This is a genomic window from Pseudomonas sp. OVF7, from assembly GCF_030644265.1.
GTDB lineage: Bacteria > Pseudomonadota > Gammaproteobacteria > Pseudomonadales > Pseudomonadaceae > Aquipseudomonas > Aquipseudomonas gorinensis.
This window is the reverse complement of the sequence record NZ_CP128996.1, coordinates 5,324,257-5,347,590: the sequence shown is the minus strand read 5'-3', so window position 1 is coordinate 5,347,590 and position 23,334 is coordinate 5,324,257. Positions and strand designations below refer to the sequence as shown.

Annotated in this window: 19 protein-coding genes; 15 read left to right on the top strand and 4 right to left on the bottom strand. The window is 63.6% G+C overall.

Annotated features, from left to right (window positions below; all coding sequences use genetic code 11):
* Positions 1–55 precede the first annotated feature (55 nt).
* Positions 56–2,461 (top strand): TonB-dependent receptor, encoded by a 2,406-nt coding sequence (locus QU606_RS24100; protein WP_304997605.1) that lies wholly within the window; start codon positions 56–58, stop codon positions 2,459–2,461.
* A gap of 52 nt (positions 2,462–2,513) precedes the next feature.
* Here QU606_RS24100 and QU606_RS24095 read toward each other — a convergent pair whose 3' ends face one another.
* From QU606_RS24095 to QU606_RS24085, 3 genes are read right to left on the bottom strand one after another with little or no spacing between them, the layout of a single operon-like run.
* The gene (locus QU606_RS24095; protein ID WP_304997604.1) at positions 2,514–3,446 is read right to left on the bottom strand and encodes a sulfonate ABC transporter substrate-binding protein; all 933 of its coding nucleotides are present in this window, start codon (positions 3,444–3,446) and stop codon (positions 2,514–2,516) included.
* Positions 3,443–4,774, bottom strand: coding sequence for an LLM class flavin-dependent oxidoreductase (locus tag QU606_RS24090; RefSeq protein WP_193689571.1), 1,332 nt, complete (start codon positions 4,772–4,774; stop codon positions 3,443–3,445). Before QU606_RS24090 ends, QU606_RS24095 begins: the two co-directional genes overlap by 4 nt.
* Before the next feature lies 1 nt (position 4,775).
* The gene (locus QU606_RS24085) at positions 4,776–7,088 is read right to left on the bottom strand and encodes a TonB-dependent receptor (protein ID WP_370531080.1); all 2,313 of its coding nucleotides are present in this window, start codon (positions 7,086–7,088) and stop codon (positions 4,776–4,778) included.
* Positions 7,089–7,167: 79 nt separating this feature from the next.
* Between QU606_RS24085 and QU606_RS24080 the strand changes: the two genes are divergently transcribed.
* Positions 7,168–8,208 carry a LacI family DNA-binding transcriptional regulator gene (locus tag QU606_RS24080; protein WP_304997603.1) on the top strand — a complete coding sequence of 347 codons (1,041 nt, stop codon included), beginning with the start codon at positions 7,168–7,170 and terminating at the stop codon, positions 8,206–8,208.
* Positions 8,209–8,270: 62 nt separating this feature from the next.
* On the top strand, positions 8,271–8,885 hold the full coding sequence (locus tag QU606_RS24075; RefSeq protein WP_024076417.1) for a TetR/AcrR family transcriptional regulator: 615 nt from the start codon (positions 8,271–8,273) through the stop codon (positions 8,883–8,885).
* Positions 8,886–9,381: 496 nt separating this feature from the next.
* On the opposite strand, the gene QU606_RS24070 is transcribed toward QU606_RS24075, so the two are convergent.
* A complete protein-coding gene (locus QU606_RS24070; protein ID WP_304997602.1) occupies positions 9,382–12,132 on the bottom strand; it encodes a glycoside hydrolase family 3 protein in 2,751 nt (916 codons plus the stop codon).
* Positions 12,133–12,639: 507 nt separating this feature from the next.
* Between QU606_RS24070 and QU606_RS24065 the strand changes: the two genes are divergently transcribed.
* The 12 genes from QU606_RS24065 to gspD all read left to right on the top strand — a co-directional run bounded on the left by QU606_RS24065 (position 12,640) and on the right by gspD (position 22,916).
* Complete coding sequence (locus QU606_RS24065; protein ID WP_041160973.1) at positions 12,640–12,864, top strand: hypothetical protein; 225 nt, start codon at positions 12,640–12,642, stop codon at positions 12,862–12,864.
* Between the two features lie 156 nt (positions 12,865–13,020).
* On the top strand, positions 13,021–14,751 hold the full coding sequence (gene gspE, locus QU606_RS24060) for a type II secretion system ATPase GspE (RefSeq protein WP_024076414.1): 1,731 nt from the start codon (positions 13,021–13,023) through the stop codon (positions 14,749–14,751).
* Complete coding sequence (gspF, locus tag QU606_RS24055) at positions 14,748–15,950, top strand: type II secretion system inner membrane protein GspF (RefSeq protein WP_069076599.1); 1,203 nt, start codon at positions 14,748–14,750, stop codon at positions 15,948–15,950. Before gspE ends, gspF begins: the two co-directional genes overlap by 4 nt.
* A 20-nt stretch (positions 15,951–15,970) precedes the next feature.
* Positions 15,971–16,396 carry a type II secretion system major pseudopilin GspG gene (gene gspG / locus QU606_RS24050; protein WP_069076600.1) on the top strand — a complete coding sequence of 142 codons (426 nt, stop codon included), beginning with the start codon at positions 15,971–15,973 and terminating at the stop codon, positions 16,394–16,396.
* 9 nt (positions 16,397–16,405) lie between these two features.
* On the top strand, positions 16,406–16,837 hold the full coding sequence (locus QU606_RS24045; RefSeq protein ID WP_069076601.1) for a type II secretion system protein: 432 nt from the start codon (positions 16,406–16,408) through the stop codon (positions 16,835–16,837).
* Entirely contained in the window at positions 16,834–17,202 is a 369-nt protein-coding gene (locus tag QU606_RS24040) for a type II secretion system protein (RefSeq protein ID WP_069076602.1), read from the top strand. Before QU606_RS24045 ends, QU606_RS24040 begins: the two co-directional genes overlap by 4 nt.
* Positions 17,199–17,828: a prepilin-type N-terminal cleavage/methylation domain-containing protein gene (locus QU606_RS24035; protein WP_069076603.1), complete on the top strand. Its 630-nt coding sequence runs from the start codon at positions 17,199–17,201 to the stop codon at positions 17,826–17,828. Before QU606_RS24040 ends, QU606_RS24035 begins: the two co-directional genes overlap by 4 nt.
* Entirely contained in the window at positions 17,825–18,550 is a 726-nt protein-coding gene (locus QU606_RS24030) for a hypothetical protein (protein WP_024076408.1), read from the top strand. Before QU606_RS24035 ends, QU606_RS24030 begins: the two co-directional genes overlap by 4 nt.
* A complete protein-coding gene (locus tag QU606_RS24025; RefSeq protein WP_102625080.1) occupies positions 18,547–19,590 on the top strand; it encodes a PilN domain-containing protein in 1,044 nt (347 codons plus the stop codon). The genes QU606_RS24030 and QU606_RS24025 overlap by 4 nt, the downstream gene beginning before the upstream one ends.
* Positions 19,565–20,176 carry a type II secretion system protein GspM gene (gene gspM / locus QU606_RS24020; RefSeq protein ID WP_024076406.1) on the top strand — a complete coding sequence of 204 codons (612 nt, stop codon included), beginning with the start codon at positions 19,565–19,567 and terminating at the stop codon, positions 20,174–20,176. The genes QU606_RS24025 and gspM overlap by 26 nt, the downstream gene beginning before the upstream one ends.
* Positions 20,173–20,697, top strand: coding sequence for a general secretion pathway protein GspN (locus QU606_RS24015; protein WP_024076405.1), 525 nt, complete (start codon positions 20,173–20,175; stop codon positions 20,695–20,697). Before gspM ends, QU606_RS24015 begins: the two co-directional genes overlap by 4 nt.
* Positions 20,694–22,916, top strand: a complete 2,223-nt coding sequence (gspD, locus tag QU606_RS24010) for a type II secretion system secretin GspD (protein ID WP_150296294.1) — start codon at positions 20,694–20,696, stop codon at positions 22,914–22,916. The genes QU606_RS24015 and gspD overlap by 4 nt, the downstream gene beginning before the upstream one ends.
* Positions 22,917–23,334: the final 418 nt, after the last annotated feature.

Sequence of the window (23,334 nt, the reverse complement as noted above, 5' to 3'; positions counted from 1 at the left end):
TTTTTCACCTCACCGGTCATTCCAGGTAAGTGAACAAAATCGAGAGCTTCTTCCAATGCCCGCAGTCCTCCCCTTGCGCTTGCGCCCGTTGCTCAAGCTGAGCCTGGTGCTGAGCCTCAGCGCCAGCCCGCTGTTTGTCCCGCTCAGCTATGCCGAAGACACCGCCGCCCGCCGCAGCTACCAGGTGCCCGCCGGGAGCCTGAGTGCCGCGCTGACCCGTTTTGCCGGGTTGTCAGGCGTCAACCTGTCGGTGGACCCGGCGCTGGTCAGCGGGCGCAGCAGCGCTGGGTTGTCCGGTGAGTACGGCGTGGAGGAGGGCTTTGCGCGTTTGCTGCAAGGCTCGGGCCTGCAACTGCAATCGATGGGCGAGCAGGCCTACATGCTGGTGCCGGTACCGGATGGCAGCAGCCTGGAGCTGGCGCCGACGTCCATCCTGGGCACCACGGGCCTGTATGACGGCGATACCTACGCCGGCGGCCAGGTGGCGCGCCGTGGCTCGCAAGGCTTGCTGGGCACGCGGGACTTCATGGAAACGCCGTTCAGCATGACCACCTACACCCAGGACACGGTCAAGAACCAGCAGGCGCGCACCCTCGGCGACCTGATTGCCAGCGACCCCTCGGTACGCGCCACTAACCCGGCCGGTGGGCGGTATGAACAGTTCACCATTCGCGGCTTCAGCCTGTTCAACAGTGATGTGGCCTACAACGGCCTGTACGGCGTGCTGCCCACTTACACCATCGACATGGAAATGGCCGACCGCGTCGATATCTTCAAAGGCCCCACCCAGTTGATCAACGGCATCTCGCCGCGCGGCAGCGTCGGCGGCGGCATCAACGTGGTGCCCAAGCGCGCCACCGACAAGGACATCACCTCGTTTACCGGTACCTGGGCCTCCGACAGCCAGGCGGGCGGGGCGGTGGATGTGGGGCGGCGCTTTGGCGAGGACAACAAGTTCGGCCTGCGTTTCAATGGCGTGAAGCAATCTGGCGATACCACCTGGGACCACCAGAGCGTCGACCGCGAAATGGCGGTGCTGGGCCTGGATTTCCGTGGCGAACGCCTGCGCCTTTCCACCGATATCGGCCACACCGAACGCGATACCGATGCGCCACAGGAACGCGTGCAAGTGGCCGCCGCCGCGCCAGTGCCGAGCGCCAACGATGTGCGCCACAACTACGCGCAATCCTGGAGCAAGGCCAGCACCAACGACACCTTCGGTACCGTGAATGCCGAATATGACCTCAGCGATTCGGTGATGCTCTACGGCGGTGTGGGCGCGCGTAAAAGCAACCACGACTTCCTGCGCCATGCAGTGTCCGTGACCAATGCGGCCGGCGATTTCACGGTGCAGCCCCGTGATTTCACCCGTGATGAAAATGTGCGCACCTACAACGCGGGTGTGCGCAACTGGTTTCACACCGGGCCGGTGAGCCATGAGGTCAACCTGGCCGCCAGCTACTTCTATATGGACTTCACCAACGGCGGCGCGCGTTATGCGAACGCGTCGAGCAATCTCTACAACCCCGTGCAAACTGCGACGCCGTCCGTGGCCACGCGCCAGGATGCGAAGGTCTACACCGAGAACAGGTTCAGTGGCGTGGCCTTGTCCGACACCCTCGGCTTCTTCGATGATCGCCTGCTGTTGACCCTTGGCGCGCGCTGGCAGCGGGTCAAGGTGGATGACTGGAACAATGGGGTCAAAGGCCGCACCGGCTACGACGAAGAAAAGATCTCGCCATCCGGCGGCTTGCTGTTCAAAGCCACCGACAAACTGTCGCTGTACGCCAACTACATGGAGGGCTTGAGCCAGGGCAAGATCGCGCCGTCCACGTCGAGGAATGAAGACGAGATCTTCCCGCCGTTTATCAGCCGCCAGGTCGAAGTCGGCGCCAAATACGACGCCGGAGCCTTCGCCGTGACCGCCGCCGTGTTCCGCATCAAGCAACCGGCCTATGAAACCAACGCCACCTCGCGGTTATTCGGCCCCAACGGCAAGCGCCAGAACCAAGGGGCGGAAGTCAGCGTGTTCGGTGAACCGCTCAAGGGCGTCCGCCTGCTCGGTGGGGTGATGTACATCGACAGCGAACTGACGCACACCACCAACGGTACCTACGACGGCAACCGCGCGCCGGCCACGCCCAAGTACAACGTCAACCTCGGCGCCGAGTGGGACGTACCGACCCTCGAAGGCTTGACCCTGACCAGCCGCGGCATCTACTCCAGCTCGCAGTACCTGGACCCGTCCAACGTCAAGGAAATCGACGCCTGGAACCGCATCGACGTCGGCGCACGCTATGCCTTCAAGGTGGATGACAAGCACATCACCCTGCGGGCCAATGTCGAGAACGTCGCCGATAAGCGCTATTGGAGCTCGGCGGGTGCGTCGGATGACAGCGAGCCGGGGCTGACCCTGTCGACCCCACGCACCTACCTGCTGTCTGCCACCGTCGATTTCTAGACGCTGATTAAAAATGTGGGAGAGGCGGTACGACCACTCCCACATTTGGATCTCAATGGGCTCCGGATTTCCACACGGCCTTCTTGACCTCGATGGCTTTGGGCAACAACCGGTTCTGGAAAAACAGATCCGCCGTCGCCTGCTGCGCCTGAATGATCCCCTCATCAATCGGCAAAATCGGCGAAGGCGGGCGGTTATCCATGTAGCGCGCAACCACGTCGGCGGGCAGGCCCATGAAGTCGGTCAGTACTTTCAGGCTGTCTTCGCGCTGGCTGCGGGTAAGGGCTTCGGCGGCGGTGAGTTCGTCGAGCAGATCATGGATAAACGCACCGTTGTCCCGCGCATACTCGCGCCGGGCGGTGTACACCGGTCCCGACAGGCCCAAGCCTTCGCCATTGGTCAGCACCTGGCTGGGGCTCTGGCTCAAGGCGAGTGACGAGTAGGGTTCCCAAATCGCCCAGGCGTCGACGCTGCCTTGTTCGAACGCCGCTCGCGCATCGGCCGGGGGCAGGTATACCGGTTGGATGTCCTTGTAGCTCAGGCCGGCGTTGTTCAGCGCGCGCAGGATCAGGTTGTGGGAGCTGGAACCTTTCTGGAATGCGACTTTCTTGCCCTTGAGGTCCGCGACCGAATGCAGCGGGCTATCGTTGCGCACCAGGATCGTCTCGGCGTTCGGCTTGGGCGGTTCGGCGCCGATGTAGACCAGGTCGGCCCCGGCGGCCTGGGCGAACAGCGGCGGGATGTCGCCGGTGGAACCCACATCCAGTGCCCCCACGTTCAGCGCTTCAAGCATCTGCGGGCCGGCGGGGAATTCGATCCACTTCACATCGGTCTTCGGGAAACGCTTTTCCAGCAGGTCATGTTGCTTGGCAAGGACCAGCGCGATGGAGCCCTTTTGGTAGCCGATCCGCAGGGTGGCGGGGGCGGCGGCCAGTGCGGTTTGCGTCACGGCCAGCAGGGCCAGGATCAGTGCGGGAATTTTCATGCTCCAGCCTCTGTAAAACGATGGGCCGGGCGCGCCAGGCCGAGGTTTTCGCGCAAGGTGGAACCGCTGTATTCAGTGCGAAACAGGCCGCGTCGCTGCAGCTCGGGCACCACTGATTGCGCGAAGTCTTCCAACCCACCCGGCAAGTGCGGCACCAGGATATTGAAACCATCGGCCGCGCCGTTTTCGAACCAGTTCTGCAGCTCATCGGCAATCTGCGCGGGCGTGCCGATCAGGCTGTAATGCCCACGGCCACCGGCAATTCGCCGACCCAATTGCGCGAGAGTCAGTTGCTCACGGTTGGCCAAATCACTCAGCAGTTGCTGACGACTGCGTTGCCCACTGTCGGTCAACGGCAGCTGCGGCAACGGCCCGTCCAGCGGATAGCCGGACAGGTCGAAATTGCCCAGCATGCGCCCCAGCAACGCGACACCCACCTCCGGTTCAACCAGCGCCTGGAACGCCTCGAATTCGCCCTGGGCCTGGGCCTCGGTCGCCCCGACCACCACAAACACGCCGGGCATGATTTTCAGCGAATCCGGCTCGCGCCCGTACTGGCTCAAGCGTCCCTTGAGGTCGGCATAAAACGCCTGGGCATTGGCCAACGAGGTCTGTGCGGTGAACACCACCTCGGCGGTCTGCGCCGCCAGCTCACGGCCGGCTTCGGACGAACCAGCCTGCACGATCACCGGTTGGCCCTGGGGCGAGCGCGCCACATTCAGCGGGCCCTTGACCCGGAAGTGTTCGCCCACATGGTCCAGCACATGCAGCTTCGCCGGGGCGTAATAGTTGCCGCTGGCCTTGTCGCGCACAAATGCATCGTCTTCCCAACTGTCCCACAGCCCGGTCACCACCTGATGAAACTCCTTGGCGCGGCTGTAGCGTTCGCGATGGCCGAGGTGTTCGTCGCGGCCAAAATTCTGCGCTTCGGCGGCGTTGTCCGAGGTCACCAGGTTCCAGCCCGCGCGCCCGCCGGACAGGTGATCCAGCGAAGCGAACTTGCGCGCCACATGGTAAGGCTCGTTGTAGCTGGTGGTCGCCGTGGCGATCAGGCCGATATGCTCGGTCACCGCACTCAGCGCCGAGAGCAGGGTGAGCGGCTCGAAATGATCCGAGCGTGCCATATGGCTGGCGATCTCGCCGGTGGCGGCGGCGACGCTGTCGGCCACGAACAGCGCATCGAACTTCGCCGCTTCGGCCACCCGCGCCAGGTGTTTGTACTGGGCAAAGTCCAACCCCGCATTCGCCGGTACGTCCGGGTGGCGCCAGGCGGCGACATGGTGCCCGGTGGCCATGAGAAAGGCGCCGAGTTTCAGTTGACGGCTCATGCTAGAAATCCTTGCGCAGTTGCACGCCGAAGTAACGCTCATCGTCACGGGGTACGGCGCGGTAGATGTAGTTGCCGCCGCTGGCCAGCAGCGGTGAGTAGGACTTGTCGGCGAGGTTCTTGGCCAGCAATGCCACGCGCCAGCCGTTGTTGTAGTCAGCCAGGGCCACGCTGGCGTTCCAGATGCCGTAGGCGCCTTGCTTGGTGTCGACGTTCTGGCTGATGTCGTACTGCACTTCGCTTTGCCAGCTGTAGTCGGTGCCCAGTTCGATGTCCAGGCCGTTATCCAGAGGGATCGTGTAGTCGGCGCGCACGTAACTTTTCCAGTCCGGGCTGAAGGGCAGTGGTTTGCCGTTGACGTTGCACGTCGCCGCGGCACCGGCGGGGCAGGCGAACTCATCAATGCGCGCACGGGTGTAAGCGAGGGCGCCGGAGAGCTTGAGTTGCTGGGTGGCTTGCAGGGCGTAATCCAGCTCGACGCCTTCGGTGCTGACGCTACCGGCATTGATCAGGCGGGTCACGACCTGGCCGGCGACGGTGTCGAAAAAGTTGGCCTGGTAGTTGTCGTAGTCGCTGTGGAATACCGCGACGTTAGTGGTCAGGCGGTTGTTCCAGGCCGTGGCCTTGATCCCGGCTTCCCACGTGTTGGAGGTTTCCGGCTTGAGCGCATCGGTGTCGCGCGGTTGCATATTGAAGAACACGTTGTAGGCCGGGCCCTTGTAGCCGCGCGAGTAGGTGAGGTAGCTGGTGACGCTATCGCTGATGTCGTACTGCACCCCGAGGCGACCGGACCAGCCGTCTTCGTCCACCGAGCCGGAACTGGAGGTAGCCGGTTGAATCCCGCTGACCGTGGTGGCCGAGGTGGAGACGCGGCGGTGATCGTATTTCAGGTCATCGTGGGTGTAGCGCAGACCGGCGATACCACGAAAGCGCGAGGTGAAATTCAGCGTGGTCTCGCCGAACACCGCGTAGCTGTCGCTGGTGGTGCTGTAGTCGGCGATGCCACGGTCGGTGCGCGTGGTGGTGGTCAACGTACGTTGATAGGTTTCCTCGTCCTTGCCGTGCATGTAGAACAGGCCGCCGACGTATTCCAGGAACTCACCCTTGGGCGAGGCCAGGCGCAGCTCCTGGGAGTATTGGTCGAAGGCCAGCGCGCCCTTGTCGGCAGTGCCGGGGAAGGCGGCGGTCACCGTGCCGAGGCGGTCGCCATCCTGGTACTGGGTGTTGTCCCAGCCGCGCCAGGCGGTGATCGAGGTCAGGGTGTAGTCGCCGAGGTTCCAGTCCAACTGAGCGGACAAACCTTTGTTGGTGTCTTCGACGTGGCTGCGCGTATCGGTGTTGATGTCGCGGTTGTCGCCGGAGGCGCGCACCGGGCTCAGGGCATTGGTGAAGGCCGGGCTCAGGGACTTGCTGACCACGCCATTCGGCGCGTCGTCGTGGGACTGCATGTAGTCGGCGATCAGGGTCAGTTTCACGTCCTCGTTGGGGGTGAATTCCAGCTTGCCGCGAATGCCCTTGTGGTTGTAGCCGTTGACCTCCTGGCCGTTGTGCTGGTTATCGACGTTACCGTCGTAGCTGCCGAACAGCGTGCTGATTGAGCCCTTGAGCACATCCGGCACCAGGCTGCCGCCGATGCCGAAACGGGTGCGGCTTTCATTGCCGCTGTAGTACGACTGGTCGATATAGCCGTGGGTCTCGGCGGTGGGCGCCTTGCTGGTAATGTTGAGCACGCCGGCCGAGGCGTTCTTGCCGAACAAGGTGCCTTGCGGGCCGCGCAGTACCTCGATGCGTTCGAGGTCCAGCAGGTCGAGGGTGGCCTGGCCGGGGCGCGCATAGACCACACCGTCGATCACTGTGGCCACCGTCGGCTCCACGCCAGGGGAGGTGGAAATGGTGCCCACGCCGCGCACGAACAGCGAGGTGTCCTTGTTCGAGGCGCCGGTGCGGAAGTTCAGCGACGGCACTTGCTGGGCGATGCTTGCCACGCCGTTGCGGTTGTCGCGCTCCAGTTGTTCGCCGTCCAGCACCGAGACCGCCACCGGGACTTTTTGCAGTGACTCTTCACGCCGGGTGGCGGTGACCGTCACCGATTTGAGCGTGGGCTCCTGTTCGTCAGCGGCAAAGGCGCCGGGTACGGGGAGGGCGGTCAGACCGGCGAGAAGGAATAAGTGCGTGTGCCTGTGCATTGTGTGTTCGCTCGAAAAATGCCCTGAACCGCTGCGGTTCTTACGACCGTCAGCGCCTGTGAAAACTGTCGTGGGCATTCGCTTGAGCGAGTAGCAGACAGCGCGCTTTGTTAGCGCTAACATCGGCATTATTGGTAGCTCGGGTTTAGAGCGTCAAAGACTTAAAAATTATTCCTATATTCTTTTTTGTTTTTAGCAGGATGATCCCGTGAGCGAAGACAAACCGCGCAAACGCCGTGGCGCCGGGCGCGTCACCTTGAACACCGTGGCCCGCCAGGCCGGGGTGTCGGCAATCACCGTGTCGCGCCATTTCAACCAACCGGAGCAGGTCTCGCCCGAGCTTCGTGAACGCATCGCCGACGTGGTGGCCGAGCTGGGTTATGTGCCCAACCTGGTGGCTGGCGGGCTGGCGTCGGCGCGGGGGCGGATCGTGGCGATGGTAATCCCGAACATCTCGGGGCCGATATTCGCCAACACGATCCAGGGCTTCAGCGACACCCTCAGTCGCCATGGGTATCAGCTGTTGCTGGCGTCCAGTTACTTCAGCGCCGAGCAGGAAGAAAGCGCGGTGCGCGCGTTCCTCGGTTGGTCGCCGGCGGCGCTGGTGCTGACCAGCCGCTTCCACAGCGCGGGCACCGACAAGATGATCGCCGACGCCGATATTCCGGTGGTGGAAACCTGGGACTACGTGCCCGACCGCGCGCCGTTGCAGATCGGTTTTTCCCACTACGCAGTCGGCGTCACGGCCGCGCGCTACCTGCATGGCAAGGGCTATCGGCGCATCGCCTTCGTGCAGAACAGCGCTACGGGGGACTTCAGCGCGCAGGAGCGGGGCGATGGGTTTTCCGCGACCCTGATCGAGCTGGGTGTACAACCCTGGGTCTTCGCCCCGGACGCCGACCGCGCGCCTTTCGAGGCCGGCAAGCAGGCGATGGAAGCCCTGATGAGCCATGCCACCCCGCCTGACGCGATCTTCTTCGCCAATGACAACCTCGCCGCCGGTGGTTTGCTGGCGGGACAGCGTGCCGGGCTGAAGATCCCGCAGGACTGCGCCGTGCTCGGGTTTGGCGATTACCCGTTTGCCGAGATGCTGTTACCGAGCCTCAGCACCATCAAGCCGCCTGCCTTGGAAATCGGTGTGCTGGCGGCCACGCGGGTGCTGGAAAGCCTTGGGGTCGTGCCGGTGGAGGATGAAGTACAGCGTTTGAACCTGTTGGACTGCCGCCTGATCGAACGGGAAAGCGCCTGAGCTTTATTTGCGGCCCAGGGGCAATTTGGATACGGTGCAAGCCTGCCCACAAGGACCTCCCCATGACCGAGCCTGCCCCCAAGACCCGCCGCGCGCCCAAAGGTGAAAAACGCCGCGAAGAGCTGTTGGACGCGGCCTTGCAGGTGTTTTCCCTGGAGGGTTACAGCGGCGCTTCGGTGGCCAAGGTGGCGGCCATCGTCGGTATTTCCGTGGCCGGTGTGCTGCATCACTTCCCCAGCAAAATTTCATTATTGATGGGCGTGTTGCAACGTCGCGACGAGGTCAATCAACGGATTGCCGATGAAGTGCGCGCGGAGAAGTCGCTGACCGGGTTGCTCGGAAGCCTGCGCGCGATCAACCGTTCGAACGCCACCGCGCCGGGCGTGGTGCGCGCGTTTACCATCTTGAATGCCGAAAGCCTGCTCGACACCCAACCGGCCTGGGCCTGGTTCCAGGCGCGCTATGCGGCGATTCAGCAACGTATGCAGGGGCAGTTTGCCGACCTGGTCGCAGCGGGGGAGGTGCGCAGCGATGTGGACATCGCCGGGCTGGTGGAAGAAATCCTGGCCATGATGGACGGCTTGCAGATCCAGTGGCTGCGCTTTCCGGAGCAGGTGGACCTGGTGGCGCGGTTTGACAGCTACATCGCGCGGGTCGAGGCAGCCATCAGAACTTGAGTCGAACACAGTCAAATGTGGGAGGGGCGGTGCGACGATTCGACTTGCCCCCGATGGCGGCCTCTGGGCCGACTATTTTTTTGGATTGGACCGGGTACATATCCGTTGCTGCGGTAACGGCGACTTAGGGTTCCGCCCTTACGGCGGCTCACTTTGGAAAAGCCCCAAAGTAAGCAAAGGGCTCTTGCCCCACCACTCGGCACCTCGCCCAGGCTCGGTGTGCCCGCAATCCGACAGTGATTTGGGGGGCCGCCGCCACGCGCCATCCATGGCGCGGGGCGGCTAAACCGGCATCCCTGCCGGTTTACCCCCCAAATCACTATCGAATTGCGGCCAGCGTGGTTTAACGGGGCGCCTGAGATCAAGATCAAGATCTAAAGCAAGATCAAGGGCGGCTCGCTTCGCATCGTGGTTACCGTTGGCTAATACAACGTTGTGTAGATACCCATGCTCATCGGGGGCAAGTCGAATCGTCGCACCGCCCCTCCCACAGAGGTCAGTTACCGGTGGCACTGCCCTGGCTGCTGTCATCGCTCATGTCATAGCCATCACCGTCGCTGGTGCCGCTATCCCCTTCATTTTGATGCAGCACACCGCCGGTCTTCACCTCCGATTCACGTAGCGTCGAGTTGAGCGCCGAGCGCGGCAGTGGGTTGCTGGTGGTGGTCGACAGTTCCTGGCGGAACGGGTTGACCAGCTTGGCGTTCAGGCGAATGTCCTGGGACGACGCGCCCACCGACAGGTTGAAGCTGTCGGCATCCACGACCCATTGCTTGCTCGCCACGTCGTAGTAGGCCAGCGAGCGATCGTTGAGCTCGATAGTCACGCGCTTGCTCTCGCCCGGCTTCAAGAACACTTTCTTGTAGCCCTTGAGTTCCTTGATCGCGCGTTCGACTTTCGGGTTGTTCTGGCCCACGTACAACTCGGCCACTTCGGCGCCCGCGACCTTGCCGGTGTTGGCCAGGTCGAACGACACCTTGATCGGCGCACCGGCCACCGCCACCCCAGGGGTCACGCTGATGTTGCTGTAGCCGAAGGTGGTGTACGACAAGCCGTAGCCGAACGGGTAGAGCGGCTTGATGCCCTTTTTCTCGTAGCCGCGATAGCCCAGGAACAGGTCGTCCTTGTAGCTCATCTCGGCCAGGGTTTCCTGGTTGTCGAACTTGGGGAAGGTCGCGTAGATCGGGTTGTCTTCGATGTTGCGCTCGATGCTGATCGGCAGCTTGGCCGACGGGTTGACCTTGCCCAGCAGGATCTCCGCCAACGCCTGGCCGCCGTTCTGCCCAGGGTAGAACGCATGCAGCGCGGCCGGTACCTGGTCGATCCAGTCGCTCATCTTCAAGCCGGTGCCGCCGTGCAGGGTGACCACGGTATTCGGGTTGACCTTGGCGATGCTCTGGATCAGCAGGTTCTGGTACTCGGGCAGGTCGAAACTGTGGTCGAAGCCTTCGCCTTCGTATTCATTGCTGTTACCGGCCGCGACCAATACCGCGTCGTACTGGGCCAGGTCCTGCGGTGCCACCAGCGAGGCCCAGCTCATCTGCACGCCCACCAGGCCGCCCATGGTCGACAGGTAGCCGTTGCGGCGTGAGTATTCCAGCTTGATGTCGACCGGTTTGCCGGCTTCCAGGTTGACCTTGGCAAACACCGGAATGGTCGGCGGAATACTGTTGTTCGGCAGCGGTTTGCCGTCGCCGTTGTCGAGGACTTTCTGGCCGTTGACGTAGAGGCGCACGGCGCCGTCGGCACGCACCTTGAACACCTGCTCGCCGCTGACCGTCGGGGTGATCTGGCCGCTGTAGCGAATCGAGGTGGCGGCGGTATCGCCGTTCACTGGGAGGCTGTCGGTGGACCAGTCCAGGTCGACATGGGTGTCGGTGCGGCTGGCGGCCGGGTCGCTGGACCAGTTGGTGTTGCTGAAGAACTCGGTCTTCAAGCCTTTGACGCGGTTGCCATGGCTGTCGGCATGGGTCCAGGTCGAGGTGGCGGGGTCCAGGGACAGCCCGTCGATGAACTCGACCTTGGCGCCCGGCGCCAGTTGCTGCAAGCCGCTCAGCTCACTGATGTAGTTGGCGGCCATGACGTTGGCGCTGCCAAAACCGGTAGGTGGCGCGTACTTGGCCAGGGTGCCGACCACGGCGATGCGCTTGACCTTTTTGGCGTCCAGCGGCAGCAGGCTGTGCTGGTTTTTCAGCAGCACGATGCCTTCGCGGGCAGCGTTCAGGGCCACGCGGTTGCTGGTGGCGCTGTTCATGTTGTGGCTGGTCAGCGGCGCCTTGCTGTCGAACTTGTACAGGTAGATCTGCTTGAGGATGCGGCGCACCTTGTCATCGATGGTCGCGCTGCTCAGCTCGCCGCTGTCCAGGTACGGCTTGAGGATGGTGCTGTTCATCTGGTAGCCCATCATGTCCAGGTCGGTACCCGCCTGTGCCGCCGGCAAGCCGTTGACCACTGCGTTGTAGTCGCTCTGCACGAACCCCGGGTAGCCCCATTCGGTCTTGAGGATGTCACGCATCAGGTGCTTGTTCTGGCAGGCGAACTCGCCGTTCACCTGCTGGAAGGCGCACATCATCATCGCGACCTTGCTGTTCTTCGAGGCGGACTCGAACGGCGGCAGGGTCATCTCGCGCAGCACGCGTTCGCTGATGATTTCATTGAGGTGGAAGCGGTTGCTTTCCTGGTCGTTGGCGGCGAAATGCTTGGCGTTGGCCCACACACCACGCGACTGAATGCCGTTGATCACCGCCGGCCCGAGGCTGGCGCCCAGGAACGGATCTTCACCGGACAAGTACTCGAACGCCCGGCCGCTGTACGGCATGCGGTAGAGGTTCACGCCTGGGCCGGTGACGAACTGATAGCCGCCACTGGCGGTGTCATAGCCCAGGGCACGGCCCAGGTCGATGGCGCGACGTGGGTTCCAGCTGGCGGCCAGGTTCGGCCCCGACGGGTAGACCACGCCCTGCGCGTTGCCTTCGCTGGTGTAGCGCACGCCCACGCCGCCATCGGCGCCGTGAATCTGCGGGATGCCGTACTGGGTCAGTGGCTTGACGTCCCAGCCTCCGGTGCCGCCGATGTAGGCGAGTTTTTCTTCCATCGTCATCTTCGCCAGGGTCTTGTCCGCGGCTTTTTCCGCGCGGCTTACCCGGCCTTCATCCAGGGCGGGGCTGGTGGCTGCATGCACCTGGGACACGGCCAGTGCCAGCAGGGCGAATGCCGACTGTGCACCGATCATTTTGCGTTTATTCATGGGACTCTCCGACAACAGTTCAGTAAACATGGCGCGCCGAGAAGTGCGTATTGCACTGCACCTCGTCACTTTTTTCTGGGCAAAAGTTGCCCGTGATCGCAATTTTTAACCGATGGCTAATTGCAACTATTTGGCGAAATTCGCAGTTTTATAAGTTTAATAATTGTATTGGTTATTGTTGTGGGTAGTGTCTAAGCGATATCACGGGATGGCATTTTGAACCGCTAAAACGGCATAATTAAGGCAATTCTTGCGATTGTAAGTCAAACGAAAGCTAATTTTTGCGTGAAATAAGAAATAATTTCTTACGTTCTGGAACTAAGACTAAACCTACCAGTCGATTGGTTTAACAAAAAACATCCTGGCATGGCTAACTAGTGGCATTGCTCGATGGTTCTAAAGTGCCATGTTTACACAAGCTGTCATACACAACGCTTTGGTGTAGGGTCTTGATCGAGTTCAAGGCGCCACTTGGGCTATTTGCTGTTTTTGATCTGGAGAAAGTTGATGAAGATTTCCCTGTTGGGTGCCGGTGTTGTATTGGGCGTTGCGCTAAGTGGTGCGGTGATGGCGGCTGATGCCACCGACGCGGATGCCAAGTCAGGCGCCGCCGATTCCACCGTGCTGACCCAGAGCCACGATGCCAAGGCGGCCAAGAAGCAGAAGACCGAAACCACCAAAGGCGGGCGGCCGCTGAACAGCAGCCAGGCCGCGCCGAAGACCTCGAACTAATCGGGGAAACGCGGTCCCCTGTGGGAGGGGGCTTGCCCCCGATAACGGTGTATCAGCCGGCGCATACGGCAGCTGGCCCACCGCTATCGGGGGCAAGCCCCCTCCCACAAGGGTTTCCCAACGCCCTTTAGAACATCGCCCTTCAGATAGTCACCCATGCCCAGTTCCTCAACGCCCATCGATGCCTGCCAACTGCACATCCCGCACACCGAACAGGTCTGCGCGTGGCTGATGCAACACGCTGGGTTGAAAACCGTTGACCTGGAGCGCGCCCGGCGCCTGTCCCAGGAGGGCGGCGATGCCGAGTTGCTCGGCCTGCTCACACGTTTAGGGCTGGTCTCGGAAGTGGAACTGGCCCGTGCCTGGGCGGACCTGCTCGGCGCACCGCTGCTGCTGGCCGATGCGGCGCCGCCGCTGCTTGATCCGTTGCCGGTATTGACCGAACGCTTCATGCACCACTACCAGGTGGTGCCCGTGGGCTGGAGCCAGGGCGGCCTGCGGGTACTGGCGGCCAACCCGTCGCTGGTCTACCCGTTCCAGGCCATCGCCTATGCCTGCGGCGTACCCGTGTGGCTGGCCGTGGGCCCGCGCAACGAAGTCGAAACCCTGATCGAGCGCTACTACGGCCAGGGCCGTTCGGCCATGGGCACCCTGATCGAAAACCTCGACGAGCAGGGCAGTGCCCTGGAAGACATCGAACACCTCAAGGACATGGCCTCCGAAGCGCCGGTGATTCGCCTGGTCAACCTGATCCTGCAGCGCGCGGTGGAACATCGTGCCTCGGATATTCATATCGAACCCTTCGAAAACCAGCTCAAGGTGCGCTACCGCATCGACGGCGTGCTGCACGAAGCCGAAGCCCCGCCGTCCAGTTCTTCGGCGGCGGTGATTTCGCGGGTGAAGATCATGGCGCGCCTGGACATCGCCGAGCGGCGCCTGCCCCAGGACGGGCGCATCATGCTGCGCATCCAGGGCAAGGAGCTGGACTTGCGGGTGTCCACGGTGCCCACCAGTTTTGGCGAATCGGTGGTCATGCGTTTGCTCGACCGCCAGACCGTGCAATTCGATTTCCAGAGCCTGGGCTTTGATGGCCAGCGCCTGGAAACCTTCCTCGAAGTGCTCGAGCGGCCCCACGGCATCCTGCTGGTCACCGGGCCCACCGGCTCGGGCAAGACCACCACCCTGTACACCGCGCTGTCGCGGCTCAATACCGCCGAGCGCAAGATCATCACCGTCGAAGACCCGGTGGAATACCAGCTTGAAGGCATCAACCAGATCCAGGTCAAGCCGGCCATCGGCCTGGACTTCGCCGGTGCGCTGCGCTCCATCGTGCGCCAGGACCCGGACGTGATCATGATCGGTGAAATCCGCGACCTGGAAACCTGCCGCATCGCCATCCAGTCGTCCCTCACCGGCCACCTGGTGCTATCGACCCTGCACACCAACAGCGCGGCCGCGAGTATCACGCGCTTGCTCGACATGGGCGTCGAAAGCTACCTGATTGCCTCGACCGTCAACGGCATCCTCGCCCAGCGCCTGGTGCGACGCCTGGACCCGGCCACCCGCGAAGCCTTCGAAGCCCCTGCGGAATTGATCGCCGAGCACGGCCTGGATCGGTTTACCGAGCAGCGCCCGATCCTGCTCTATCGCCCCCGCGCCGATGCGCCGGGCGGTGGCTACCACGGCCGCAGTGCGATCACCGAACTGCTGGTGATGAACGACGAACTGCGCAGCCTGCTGATGCGCCAGGCCGACGCCGCCACCCTCGAACAGGCCGCCCGCCGTGGCGGCCTGCGCACCTTGCATGAAGAAGGCCTGCGCCAGGCCGTGGCGGGTGTCACCTCCCTTGAAGAAGTGCTGCGCGTCACCCGTGGAGAGGGCGCATGAGCCTGTTCAAATACCGTGCCCTCGACGGCCAGGGCCAGGCGCAAAACGGCACCCTCGAAGCCAAGGACCAGGACGCCGCCGTCGCCGCGCTGCACAAGCGTGGCTTGTTGCTGTTGCAGATCGAGGTGGCGGGCGCCCAGGGCCTGCGCAAGGCCTTCGGCCGGGGTCAGTTGAACGGCGCGGCGCTGGTCAGTTTCACGCAACAGTTGGCCACCCTATTGGGCGCCGGTCAGCCGCTGGAGCGTTCCCTGGGCATCCTGCTCAAGCAGCCCGGCCAGCCGCAGACCCGCGCGTTGATCGAGCGCATCCGCGAACAGGTCAAGGCCGGCCAGCCGTTATCCAAGGCGCTGGAGGCGGAGGGCAGTCAATTCTCGCCGCTGTACTTGAGTATGGTCCGTGCCGGTGAGGCGGGCGGCGCCCTCGAAGACACCCTGCGCCAGCTCAGCGATTACCTGGAACGCAGCCAGTTACTCAGGGGCGAAGTGATCAACGCGTTGATCTACCCGGCCTTTCTGGTGGTCGGCGTGCTCGGTTCGCTGGCCTTGCTGCTGGCCTACGTGGTGCCACAGTTCGTGCCGATCTTCAAGGACCTGGGCGTGCCGATTCCGCTGATCACCGAGGTGATCCTGGGCCTTGGCCAATTCCTCGGGGCCTACGGCCTGGTGGTGCTGGCCGGGTTGATTGTCGGCGCATGGGCGCTGGCCGCACGTCTACGCGACCCCCAGCGCCGCGAACGCTATGACCGCCGCGTGCTGGGCATCCGCATCATCGGCCCGCTGCTGCAACGGGTCGAAGCCGCCCGCTTGGCCCGCACCCTCGGCACGCTGCTCAGCAACGGTGTGGCGCTGCTGCAAGCGCTGGTGATTGCCCGCCAGGTCTGCACCAACCGCGCCCTGCAAGCCCAGGTCGCCCAGGCCGCCGAGTCGGTCAAAGGCGGCGGCACCCTGGCCAGCGCTTTCGGCAGCGAGCCGCTGTTGCCCGATCTGGCGTTGCAAATGATTGAAGTCGGCGAACAGGCCGGCGAACTCGACAGCATGCTGCTCAAGGTCGCCGAGGTGTTCGACGTCGAAGCCAAACGCGGCATCGACCGCCTGCTCGCCGCGCTGGTGCCGTCCCTGACCGTGGTCATGGCGGTGCTGGTGGCGGTGATCATGCTGGCGATCATGCTGCCGCTGATGAGCCTGACCAGCAATATATGAACCCTTAAGGAAACACGCTGATGCGCCATACCCGATTCAAGTCCGCCCGCCGCCAGGGCGGTTTTACCTTGCTGGAAATGCTCGCGGTGATCGTGCTGCTGGGCATCGTCGCGACCATCGTGGTCCGCCAGGTCGGCGGCAACGTGGACAAGGGCAAGTACGGCGCGGGCAAGGCCCAACTGGCCAGCTTGAGCATGAAGATCGAAAGCTACGGCCTGGACGTTGGCTCGCCACCCAAGACCCTGCAGCAACTGGTCGACAAGCCGGGCAACAGCGCCGGTTGGGCCGGGCCGTACGCCAAGCCGTCAGACCTCAAGGACCCGTTCGGTCATGCCTTCGGCTACCGCTTCCCGGGTGAGCACGGTGCGTTCGACCTGATTTTCTACGGCCAGGACGGCCAGCCCGGCGGCGAAGGCTACAGCGCCGACCTGGGCAACTGGGAATAACCCACGACCATGGCCAACGCCCAACGCGGCTTTACCCTGCTGGAAATGCTGGTGGTGATCGTCTTGATCAGCATCGCGGCCGGTTTGGTCGGGTTTGGCCTGCAACAAGGCCTGCGCGCCGCCAAAGAACGCCAGGCCGTCGGGCAGGTGGTCGAGGCATTGCGCAGCACGCGGGCGCGGGCGATTGTCAGCGGCACCACCGAAAGCACCGTGTTCGATTTGCGCAACCTCAGCGTGCAGGCGCCGGGCCGTCCGAAAAAGTATTGGCCGGCCGGGCTGCAAGTGACCCTGCACACCGCCGAGCAAGCCGGCGCGGCAGTGGATTTCTATCCCGATGGCAGTTCCACGGGGGGCCATGTGTTGCTGGCCAACGGCAGTCGGCGTTGGCGCATCGACATCGGCTGGCTGACCGGCAGCGTGCAGTCCAAGGCGCTGCCATGAAGCGCCAGGCGGGTTTTACCTTGCTGGAAATGCTCGCCGCGCTGACGCTGATGGCGATCTGTAGCACGGTGCTGCTGGTCGCCTTCGGCCAGAGCGCGCGCTCGTTGTTGCAGGTGTCCCACAGCGACCGCCTGACTCATGCGGCCTTGAGTGTGATGGATCAGGAAGGCACCGGGCCTTTGGCCAGCGGCATACGCCAGGGCGAGTTGGACGGTATCGCCTGGCAACTGCGCATCGCCCAACAGCCCAGCCGCGTTGGCCAGGCGCATCTGTTTCGCCTGGATCTCACCGTCAGCGAAGGCCCGCGCCGTGCCAGTTTCAGCACCTTGAAACTGCGCGCTGCCGGCCTCGGGGCTGGCTTGTGAAGGCGCGTCAGCAGGGCTTCACCTTGCTTGAGATCATGATCGTTCTCAGCCTGCTCGGGGTGTTGCTGACCCTGGTCGGCGGCGCCTTGCTGGGCGCCAATCGCGCCGTGCTCAAGGCCCAGCGCTACACGGTCAGCCTGGATGAAATGCGCGCCGCGCAACAGTTTTTACGCACCGCCATCAGCGAGGCGTTGCCGTTGGATGTGACCGAGGACGACAGCCAGACCGATGGCTTTTTTGCCGGTGGCCCCCAGCGCATGCAATTTGTCGCGACCTTGCCGGGTGTGCTCGGTGGCGGGATTCAGCGCTTCACCTTGCAGTTGGTGGGGCCTGAATCGCAGCGCGACTTGCAGGTGGCGTTCGCACGGTTTGAGTCCGCGGCGCAAGTCAGCGTCCCGGCCTCGCGCAGTGAGCCGCAAGTGTTGTTGAAGGATGTCGAGGATCTGCAATTCAGCTATCGCGGCGTGTCGCCCAAGGGCCAGGCCACCGGCTGGATCAGTACGTGGCCGTGGACCAAGCGCCTGCCTTACGCGGTGCGGATTGACGCGCGGGTGAATGGGCCGGTGCCATGGGTGACCCAGGTGGTTGCCTTGCGCCTGAACCTGTCCGGCGGGGCGCCCGAATGATCAAGCATCAACGCGGTGTGGCCCTGCTGCTGGTGCTGTGGGTGCTGGCCTTGCTCAGCCTGTTGTTGGGCGGCCTGGCCGGCTGGGTGCAATTGGAAACGCGCCAGGCCGCCTGGCACCGTCAACACACCCAGGCGGTGCTGGCCGCCGAGGCCGGGGTGGCGCTGGCGATGCAGGCCGTCGCGGACCCGTTGCAGCGCAAGCAGTGGATTGCCGACGGGCGTGAAATCGCGCTGGTGTTCGACGATGCGCAGCTGCGCGTCAGCCTGCACAGCGAGCGCGGCAAGTTGTATTTGAACAGCGCCGAAGTGGGCGATTTCGCCCGCCTGGCCCTGGCCTGCGGTGCGACCCAGGCCCAGGCCAAGCAGCTTGCCAGGGCCTTGGAAGTACGCCGCAACCAGGGCCTGGCGCCGTTTCGGGTGGTGGAAGAAGTGCGCCAGCTGCCGGGCATGACCCAGGCGCTGTACAGCGAACTGGTGCCCGAGATCAGCCTGTGGAGTGGCCTGGACCGGCCTGATCCGGCATTCGCCAGTGCCGTGATGCGCCGCGCGCTGAACCTGCCGCACCCGAGTGCGGTGGGTGCCGATCCCGGCGACGTGCTGGTGGTCAGCAGTCGCGCACAACGCCCCGGCGGTTACCACGCCCAGGTGCAAGCCACCGTGTTATTGAGCCCCGCGCAAGGCAGCGCACAACCTTATCGAGTCCTACGTTGGCAAGAATGAACGAACAGCTAACCGCGCGGCTTCAGGCGCTGGCACAGCCCATCACCCAGCGCTGGCGCGGCAGCCTGCTGCAACTGGGCTGGCGCCTGTGGCTCAAGGAGCTGCGTGGCTGCCTGCCGGCGTGGTTGTCGTTCGCCGATATCCCCGAGCGTGTCTACGCCTGGCCGTTGACCGCGGCGGTCGAAAAGCGCCCTGGCGAAGCGCGTCAGGTGCTGGTGCTGCCGCCGGAAACAGTGCTGGTGCAAACCCTGCAATTGCCTCCGGCGGCGGCGCGCAACCTGTCGACGGTGGTCGGCTATGAACTGGACCGCTTCACGCCGTTCGACGCCGCCCAGTTGTACTTTGTCGCGCGCCAGGAACGCCGCACCCCCAGCCACCTGCATGTCACGCTGGTAGCGATCCTGCGTGAGCGCCTCGACCAGATCCTTATCGACTGCAGCGCCCTCGGCTTGCAGCCCCATGCCGTGGATGTCGCCGATAGCGCAGGCAACCCCATGGGCATCGACTTGCTGCCGGCGCCATTGCGCCCGCGCCAGCGCCCCCAGGGCAAGGGCCTGCAACGCAGCCTGCCGTGGTTGTGCGGCGCCTTGGTGATTGCGGCGATGCTGTTGTGGCTCAACGACCGCCAGCGCGTGCTCGATGCCATGCAGCACAGTGTGCGCGAGCAGAGAGCCCAGGTCGCCGAGATCCAGGCCCTGCGCCAGCAACTGCTCAATACCCGTGGCGCCGCCCAGTACCTGATTCGCCGCAAGGCCGCTCAACCGCCGCTGGCGGCGCTGCTCAACGAGCTGACCGCGTGCCTGCCGTCGGACACCTGGCTCGACCAGTTGGAAGTCAACGACGGCGCCGATGTGTCCTTCTCCGGGCAAAGCGCCAAGGCCAGTGCGCTGATCACCCGGATCAAGGCCTGCCACAGCCTGGAAAACGCCCAGTTCGAAGGGGTGATCCAACCCGATGCGCAAACCGGCAAGGATCAGTTTTCCTTGCGCGCCCACCTGCACCAGGAGGCCGCCGATGCGCCGACCACTGACACCCCGTGAACGCCGTGGCGCGGCCCTGATCGCCCTGGCCCTGGTGCTCGGCGCCGGTTACTGGCTGTTGATCGACAGCTGGTTCGCCGGCCCCCTGCGCAGCATGGGCGAGCAGGCCGAGCAGTTGCGTGAACAGCAGCAACGCTACGCCGGTGTGTTGCGCCAGGGCGACAGCCTGCGCCAACAGCTGGAGCAAGCGCGGCAGGACCCGGCCAGCAGCACCAGCCTGTTGCCCGGCGACGACCCCAGTGCGGTGGCGGCGGACCTGATGCAGCGCATCGCCGACCTGATCAACAGCCGCGCCGGCCTCGGTGGCGGTTGCAGCCTGACCCAGCGCATGCCCATCACCCCGGAGCAGGACGACGCCGAGCCCTATCGCCAGGTCAAGGTCAGCCTGACCCTCAACTGCGCCATCGAGCCGTTGACCGCGATCCTGCATGAACTGGAGTACCAGCGGCCATTTCTGTTTGTCGACGAGATGAGCATCCGCCGCCCGCCGAACGCGCCGGCCAGCGGCGGCGCCGGGCAATTGGTGGTGCACCTGTTGGTGCGCGGTTACCTGCAACCGGCCGCCGCCCGGCAGGTGCAGCGATGATCAATGCATTGCGTCCCCTGGAATGGCTGTTGCTCGGTGTGGCCGGGCTGCTGGGCCTGCTGATGGTCGGCATCCTCAGCAGCATCGGCGATGCGCCGCAGTGGTTGCCGGCGCCGGCCCCCGATGCGCGCGCCAATACCGCCGCCAAGGTACTGGTGGCACCGAGCGCGACCCTCGAAAGCCTGGCCGGCACCTGGCAAGCACCGCTGTTCAGCCCCGACCGCAGCCCTGACCGTGCGGTGGGCCAGGCGGCCGTCTCCAGCCTGTCGAGCCTGGTGCTGACCGGTATCGTCCTCGACGGCGACCTGCGCGTGGCGCTGCTCAAACGTGCCGACGGCCCACCGCTCAAGGTCCACCAGGGCCAGACCCTGCCCAATGGCTGGCGCCTGGAACACCTCACGCCCCGCGATGCGCGCTTTGTACTCGACGGTCGCACGCAAACCCTGAGCCTGCGTGCCCTGCGTTTGCCGCCGCCGTCCACCACCGCCCCGATTACCCTTCCTCACGAGTCCACCCCTTGATCGATACCTTCCCTGGCGCCTTGCGCACCACCGTGTTCTGCCTGGCCACCGCCGTTTCCCTCGGTGGCTGCGGCACATTCCCTGAGCATCTCGACCCGGACGAGGCCCTGTTGCATGAGGCGATGCAGGGCACCGGTTCGCAGCGCCCGCCCGTGGACCCGGCCAGCGAACAGGCCCCGGTCGACAGCGGCCAACCCCAGGCGAAAACCCCGCCCCAGCGCCAGTTGATACGTGGCAACCAGCAGTTCGTGCGCCAACCGGCCGCGGTCTCGGCCGCCAAGGAGGAGGGCAGCGGCGACATCGTCTTCAACTTCGCTGACCAGCCGATCGAAGCCGTGATCAACAGCGTGATGGGCGACCTGCTGCACGAGAACTACAGCATCGCCCAGGGTGTGAAGGGCAATGTCAGCTTTTCCACCTCCAAGCCGGTGAACAAGCAGCAGGCCTTGTCGATTCTGGAGACCCTGCTGTCGTGGACCGACAACGCCATGATCAAGCAGGGCAACCGCTATGTGATCCTGCCGGCCAACCAGGCGGTGGCGGGCAAGCTGGTGCCGGAGATGCGCGTGTCGCAACCCTCCAGCGGCCTGTCGGCACGCCTGTTTCCGCTGCGCTATATCTCGGCCACCGAGATGCAGAAACTGCTCAAGCCGTTCGCTCGCGAGAACGCCTTCCTGCTGGTGGACCCGGCGCGCAATGTGCTGAGCCTGGCCGGCACTCCCGAGGAACTGGCCAACTACCAGGACACCATCGACACCTTCGACGTAGATTGGCTCAAGGGCATGTCGGTGGGCGTGTTCGGCCTGCAACGCGCGTCGGTGGCCGAGCTGATGCCCGAGCTGCAAAAAATGTTCGGCCCCGACAGCGGCATGCCCCTGGCGGGCATGGTGCGCTTTTTGCCCATCGAGCGGACCAACTCGGTGGTGGCGATCTCATCGCAGCCGCAGTACCTCAGCGAAGTCGGCGACTGGATTCACACCATCGACGAGGGCGGCGGCAACGAGCCGCAGATGTATGTCTACGACGTGCGCAACATGAAGGCCACCGACCTGGCCAAGTACCTGCGGCAGATCTACGGCACGGGCGCGATCAAGGACGACACGCCGGCCAAGGTCGCCCCTGGTTTGCGCACCGCGACCTTGTCCTCGGCGGGCACCAACAGCACCTCCGGCAGCACGCCGGGTGGCCTGAGCAACAACCTCAATAGCAACCAGCCGCCTGCGGAGGATGACGAGCAGGCACCCGAAGCCGAGCAGGACAGCGCCGAGCAGGGCGCGAGCGAAGACGCCCCGGCCAAAAGCCTCGACGCCGGCACCCGCATCACCGCGCAAAAAAGCAGTAACCAACTGCTGGTGCGCACGCGCCCGGTGCAGTGGAAAGAGATCGAATCGGCGATCAAGCGCCTCGACAACCCTCCGCTGCAAGTGCAGATCGAAACGCGCATCCTCGAGGTCAAGCTCACGGGTGAGCTGGACCTTGGTGTGCAGTGGTACCTCGGTCGCCTGGCGGGCAATTCCACCAGCACCACCGTGGGCAACGCCGCCGGCAGCCAAGGCGCCTTGGGCGGCGGCGGGGCAGGGTTGGGGGCGACGGATTCGTTGTTCTATTCCTTCGTCAGCTCCAACCTGCAAGTGGCCCTGCACGCCCTCGAAACCAACGGCCGCACCCAGGTGCTGTCGGCGCCGTCGCTGGTGGTGATGAACAACCAGCCGGCGCAGATCCAGGTGGGCGACAACATCCCGATCAGCCAGACCACGGTCAACACCGGCACCTCCGACACCACGTTGAGCAGTGTTGAATATGTGCAGACCGGGGTGATCCTCGACGTCGTGCCACGGATTAATCCGGGTGGTTTGGTGTACATGGATATTCAGCAACAGGTCAGCGATGCCCAGGACCAGCAGGCGTCCAGCAACGACACCCAGGCCAACCCGCGTATCTCCACACGCTCGGTATCGACCCAGGTCGCGGTCCAGAGTGGGCAAACGGTGTTGCTGGGCGGTTTGATCAAGCAGGACAACGCGGAGAGCGTCAGTGCGGTGCCTTACCTTGGGAAGATTCCGGGGTTGCGCTGGTTGTTTGGCAATACCAGCAAGTCCAAGGACCGCACGGAGTTGATTGTGCTGATTACGCCCAGGGTGATTACCAGCAGCAGCCAGGCGCGGCAGGTGACGGATGATTATCGCCAGCAGATGCAGTTGTTAAAGCCGGCTAACTGAAATGTGGGAGGGGGCTTGCCGTAATGCCAGTCAGTTAAGGCTTTTTGTAGGAGCGAGCTTGCTCGCGAAAAACTCACAGGCGCCACGTTCATTCAGGAGGCACGCGTTATCGTTGACGTTTTTCGCGAGCAAGAACTAGGCGTCCCCCTCGCTCCTACAGGAGGCGATGTACGCGAGCCCCCTCCCACAGTTTGATATCCCGATATCAGATAGATCTGGGCCTGAGATAAAGACCAACCTCAAAAAGACATTATTTATATGAATAAAAAAACTAAAAAATAATAAAATTAGAGAATATTAGCTTATACCAAAACAGCATTATATTTTCAAAACCCATTCCGTTATGTTTGATCGCAACAGCCTACCCCTGACCTCGGATGGTACCCAGCGTGATTCAGATTCTGCGCGCCATAACCGG

What these genes read in the sequence shown, in the direction of transcription:
- QU606_RS24075 (WP_024076417.1), top strand. Translation starts at nt 8,271, where the DNA reads ATGACCGAGCCTGCCCCCAAGACCCGCCGCGCGCCCAAAGGTGAAAAA.
- gspF (WP_069076599.1), top strand. Translation starts at nt 14,748, where the DNA reads ATGAGCCTGTTCAAATACCGTGCCCTCGACGGCCAGGGCCAGGCGCAA.
- QU606_RS24025 (WP_102625080.1), top strand. Translation starts at nt 18,547, where the DNA reads ATGAACGAACAGCTAACCGCGCGGCTTCAGGCGCTGGCACAGCCCATC.
- QU606_RS24100 (WP_304997605.1), top strand. Translation starts at nt 56, where the DNA reads ATGCCCGCAGTCCTCCCCTTGCGCTTGCGCCCGTTGCTCAAGCTGAGC.
- QU606_RS24090 (WP_193689571.1), bottom strand. Translation starts at nt 4,774, where the DNA reads ATGAGCCGTCAACTGAAACTCGGCGCCTTTCTCATGGCCACCGGGCAC.
- QU606_RS24030 (WP_024076408.1), top strand. Translation starts at nt 17,825, where the DNA reads ATGATCAAGCATCAACGCGGTGTGGCCCTGCTGCTGGTGCTGTGGGTG.
- gspM (WP_024076406.1), top strand. Translation starts at nt 19,565, where the DNA reads ATGCGCCGACCACTGACACCCCGTGAACGCCGTGGCGCGGCCCTGATC.
- QU606_RS24065 (WP_041160973.1), top strand. Translation starts at nt 12,640, where the DNA reads ATGAAGATTTCCCTGTTGGGTGCCGGTGTTGTATTGGGCGTTGCGCTA.
- QU606_RS24045 (WP_069076601.1), top strand. Translation starts at nt 16,406, where the DNA reads ATGGCCAACGCCCAACGCGGCTTTACCCTGCTGGAAATGCTGGTGGTG.
- QU606_RS24015 (WP_024076405.1), top strand. Translation starts at nt 20,173, where the DNA reads ATGATCAATGCATTGCGTCCCCTGGAATGGCTGTTGCTCGGTGTGGCC.
- QU606_RS24040 (WP_069076602.1), top strand. Translation starts at nt 16,834, where the DNA reads ATGAAGCGCCAGGCGGGTTTTACCTTGCTGGAAATGCTCGCCGCGCTG.
- QU606_RS24085 (WP_370531080.1), bottom strand. Translation starts at nt 7,088, where the DNA reads ATGCCGATGTTAGCGCTAACAAAGCGCGCTGTCTGCTACTCGCTCAAG.
- QU606_RS24095 (WP_304997604.1), bottom strand. Translation starts at nt 3,446, where the DNA reads ATGAAAATTCCCGCACTGATCCTGGCCCTGCTGGCCGTGACGCAAACC.
- QU606_RS24070 (WP_304997602.1), bottom strand. Translation starts at nt 12,132, where the DNA reads ATGAATAAACGCAAAATGATCGGTGCACAGTCGGCATTCGCCCTGCTG.
- gspE (WP_024076414.1), top strand. Translation starts at nt 13,021, where the DNA reads ATGCCCAGTTCCTCAACGCCCATCGATGCCTGCCAACTGCACATCCCG.
- gspG (WP_069076600.1), top strand. Translation starts at nt 15,971, where the DNA reads ATGCGCCATACCCGATTCAAGTCCGCCCGCCGCCAGGGCGGTTTTACC.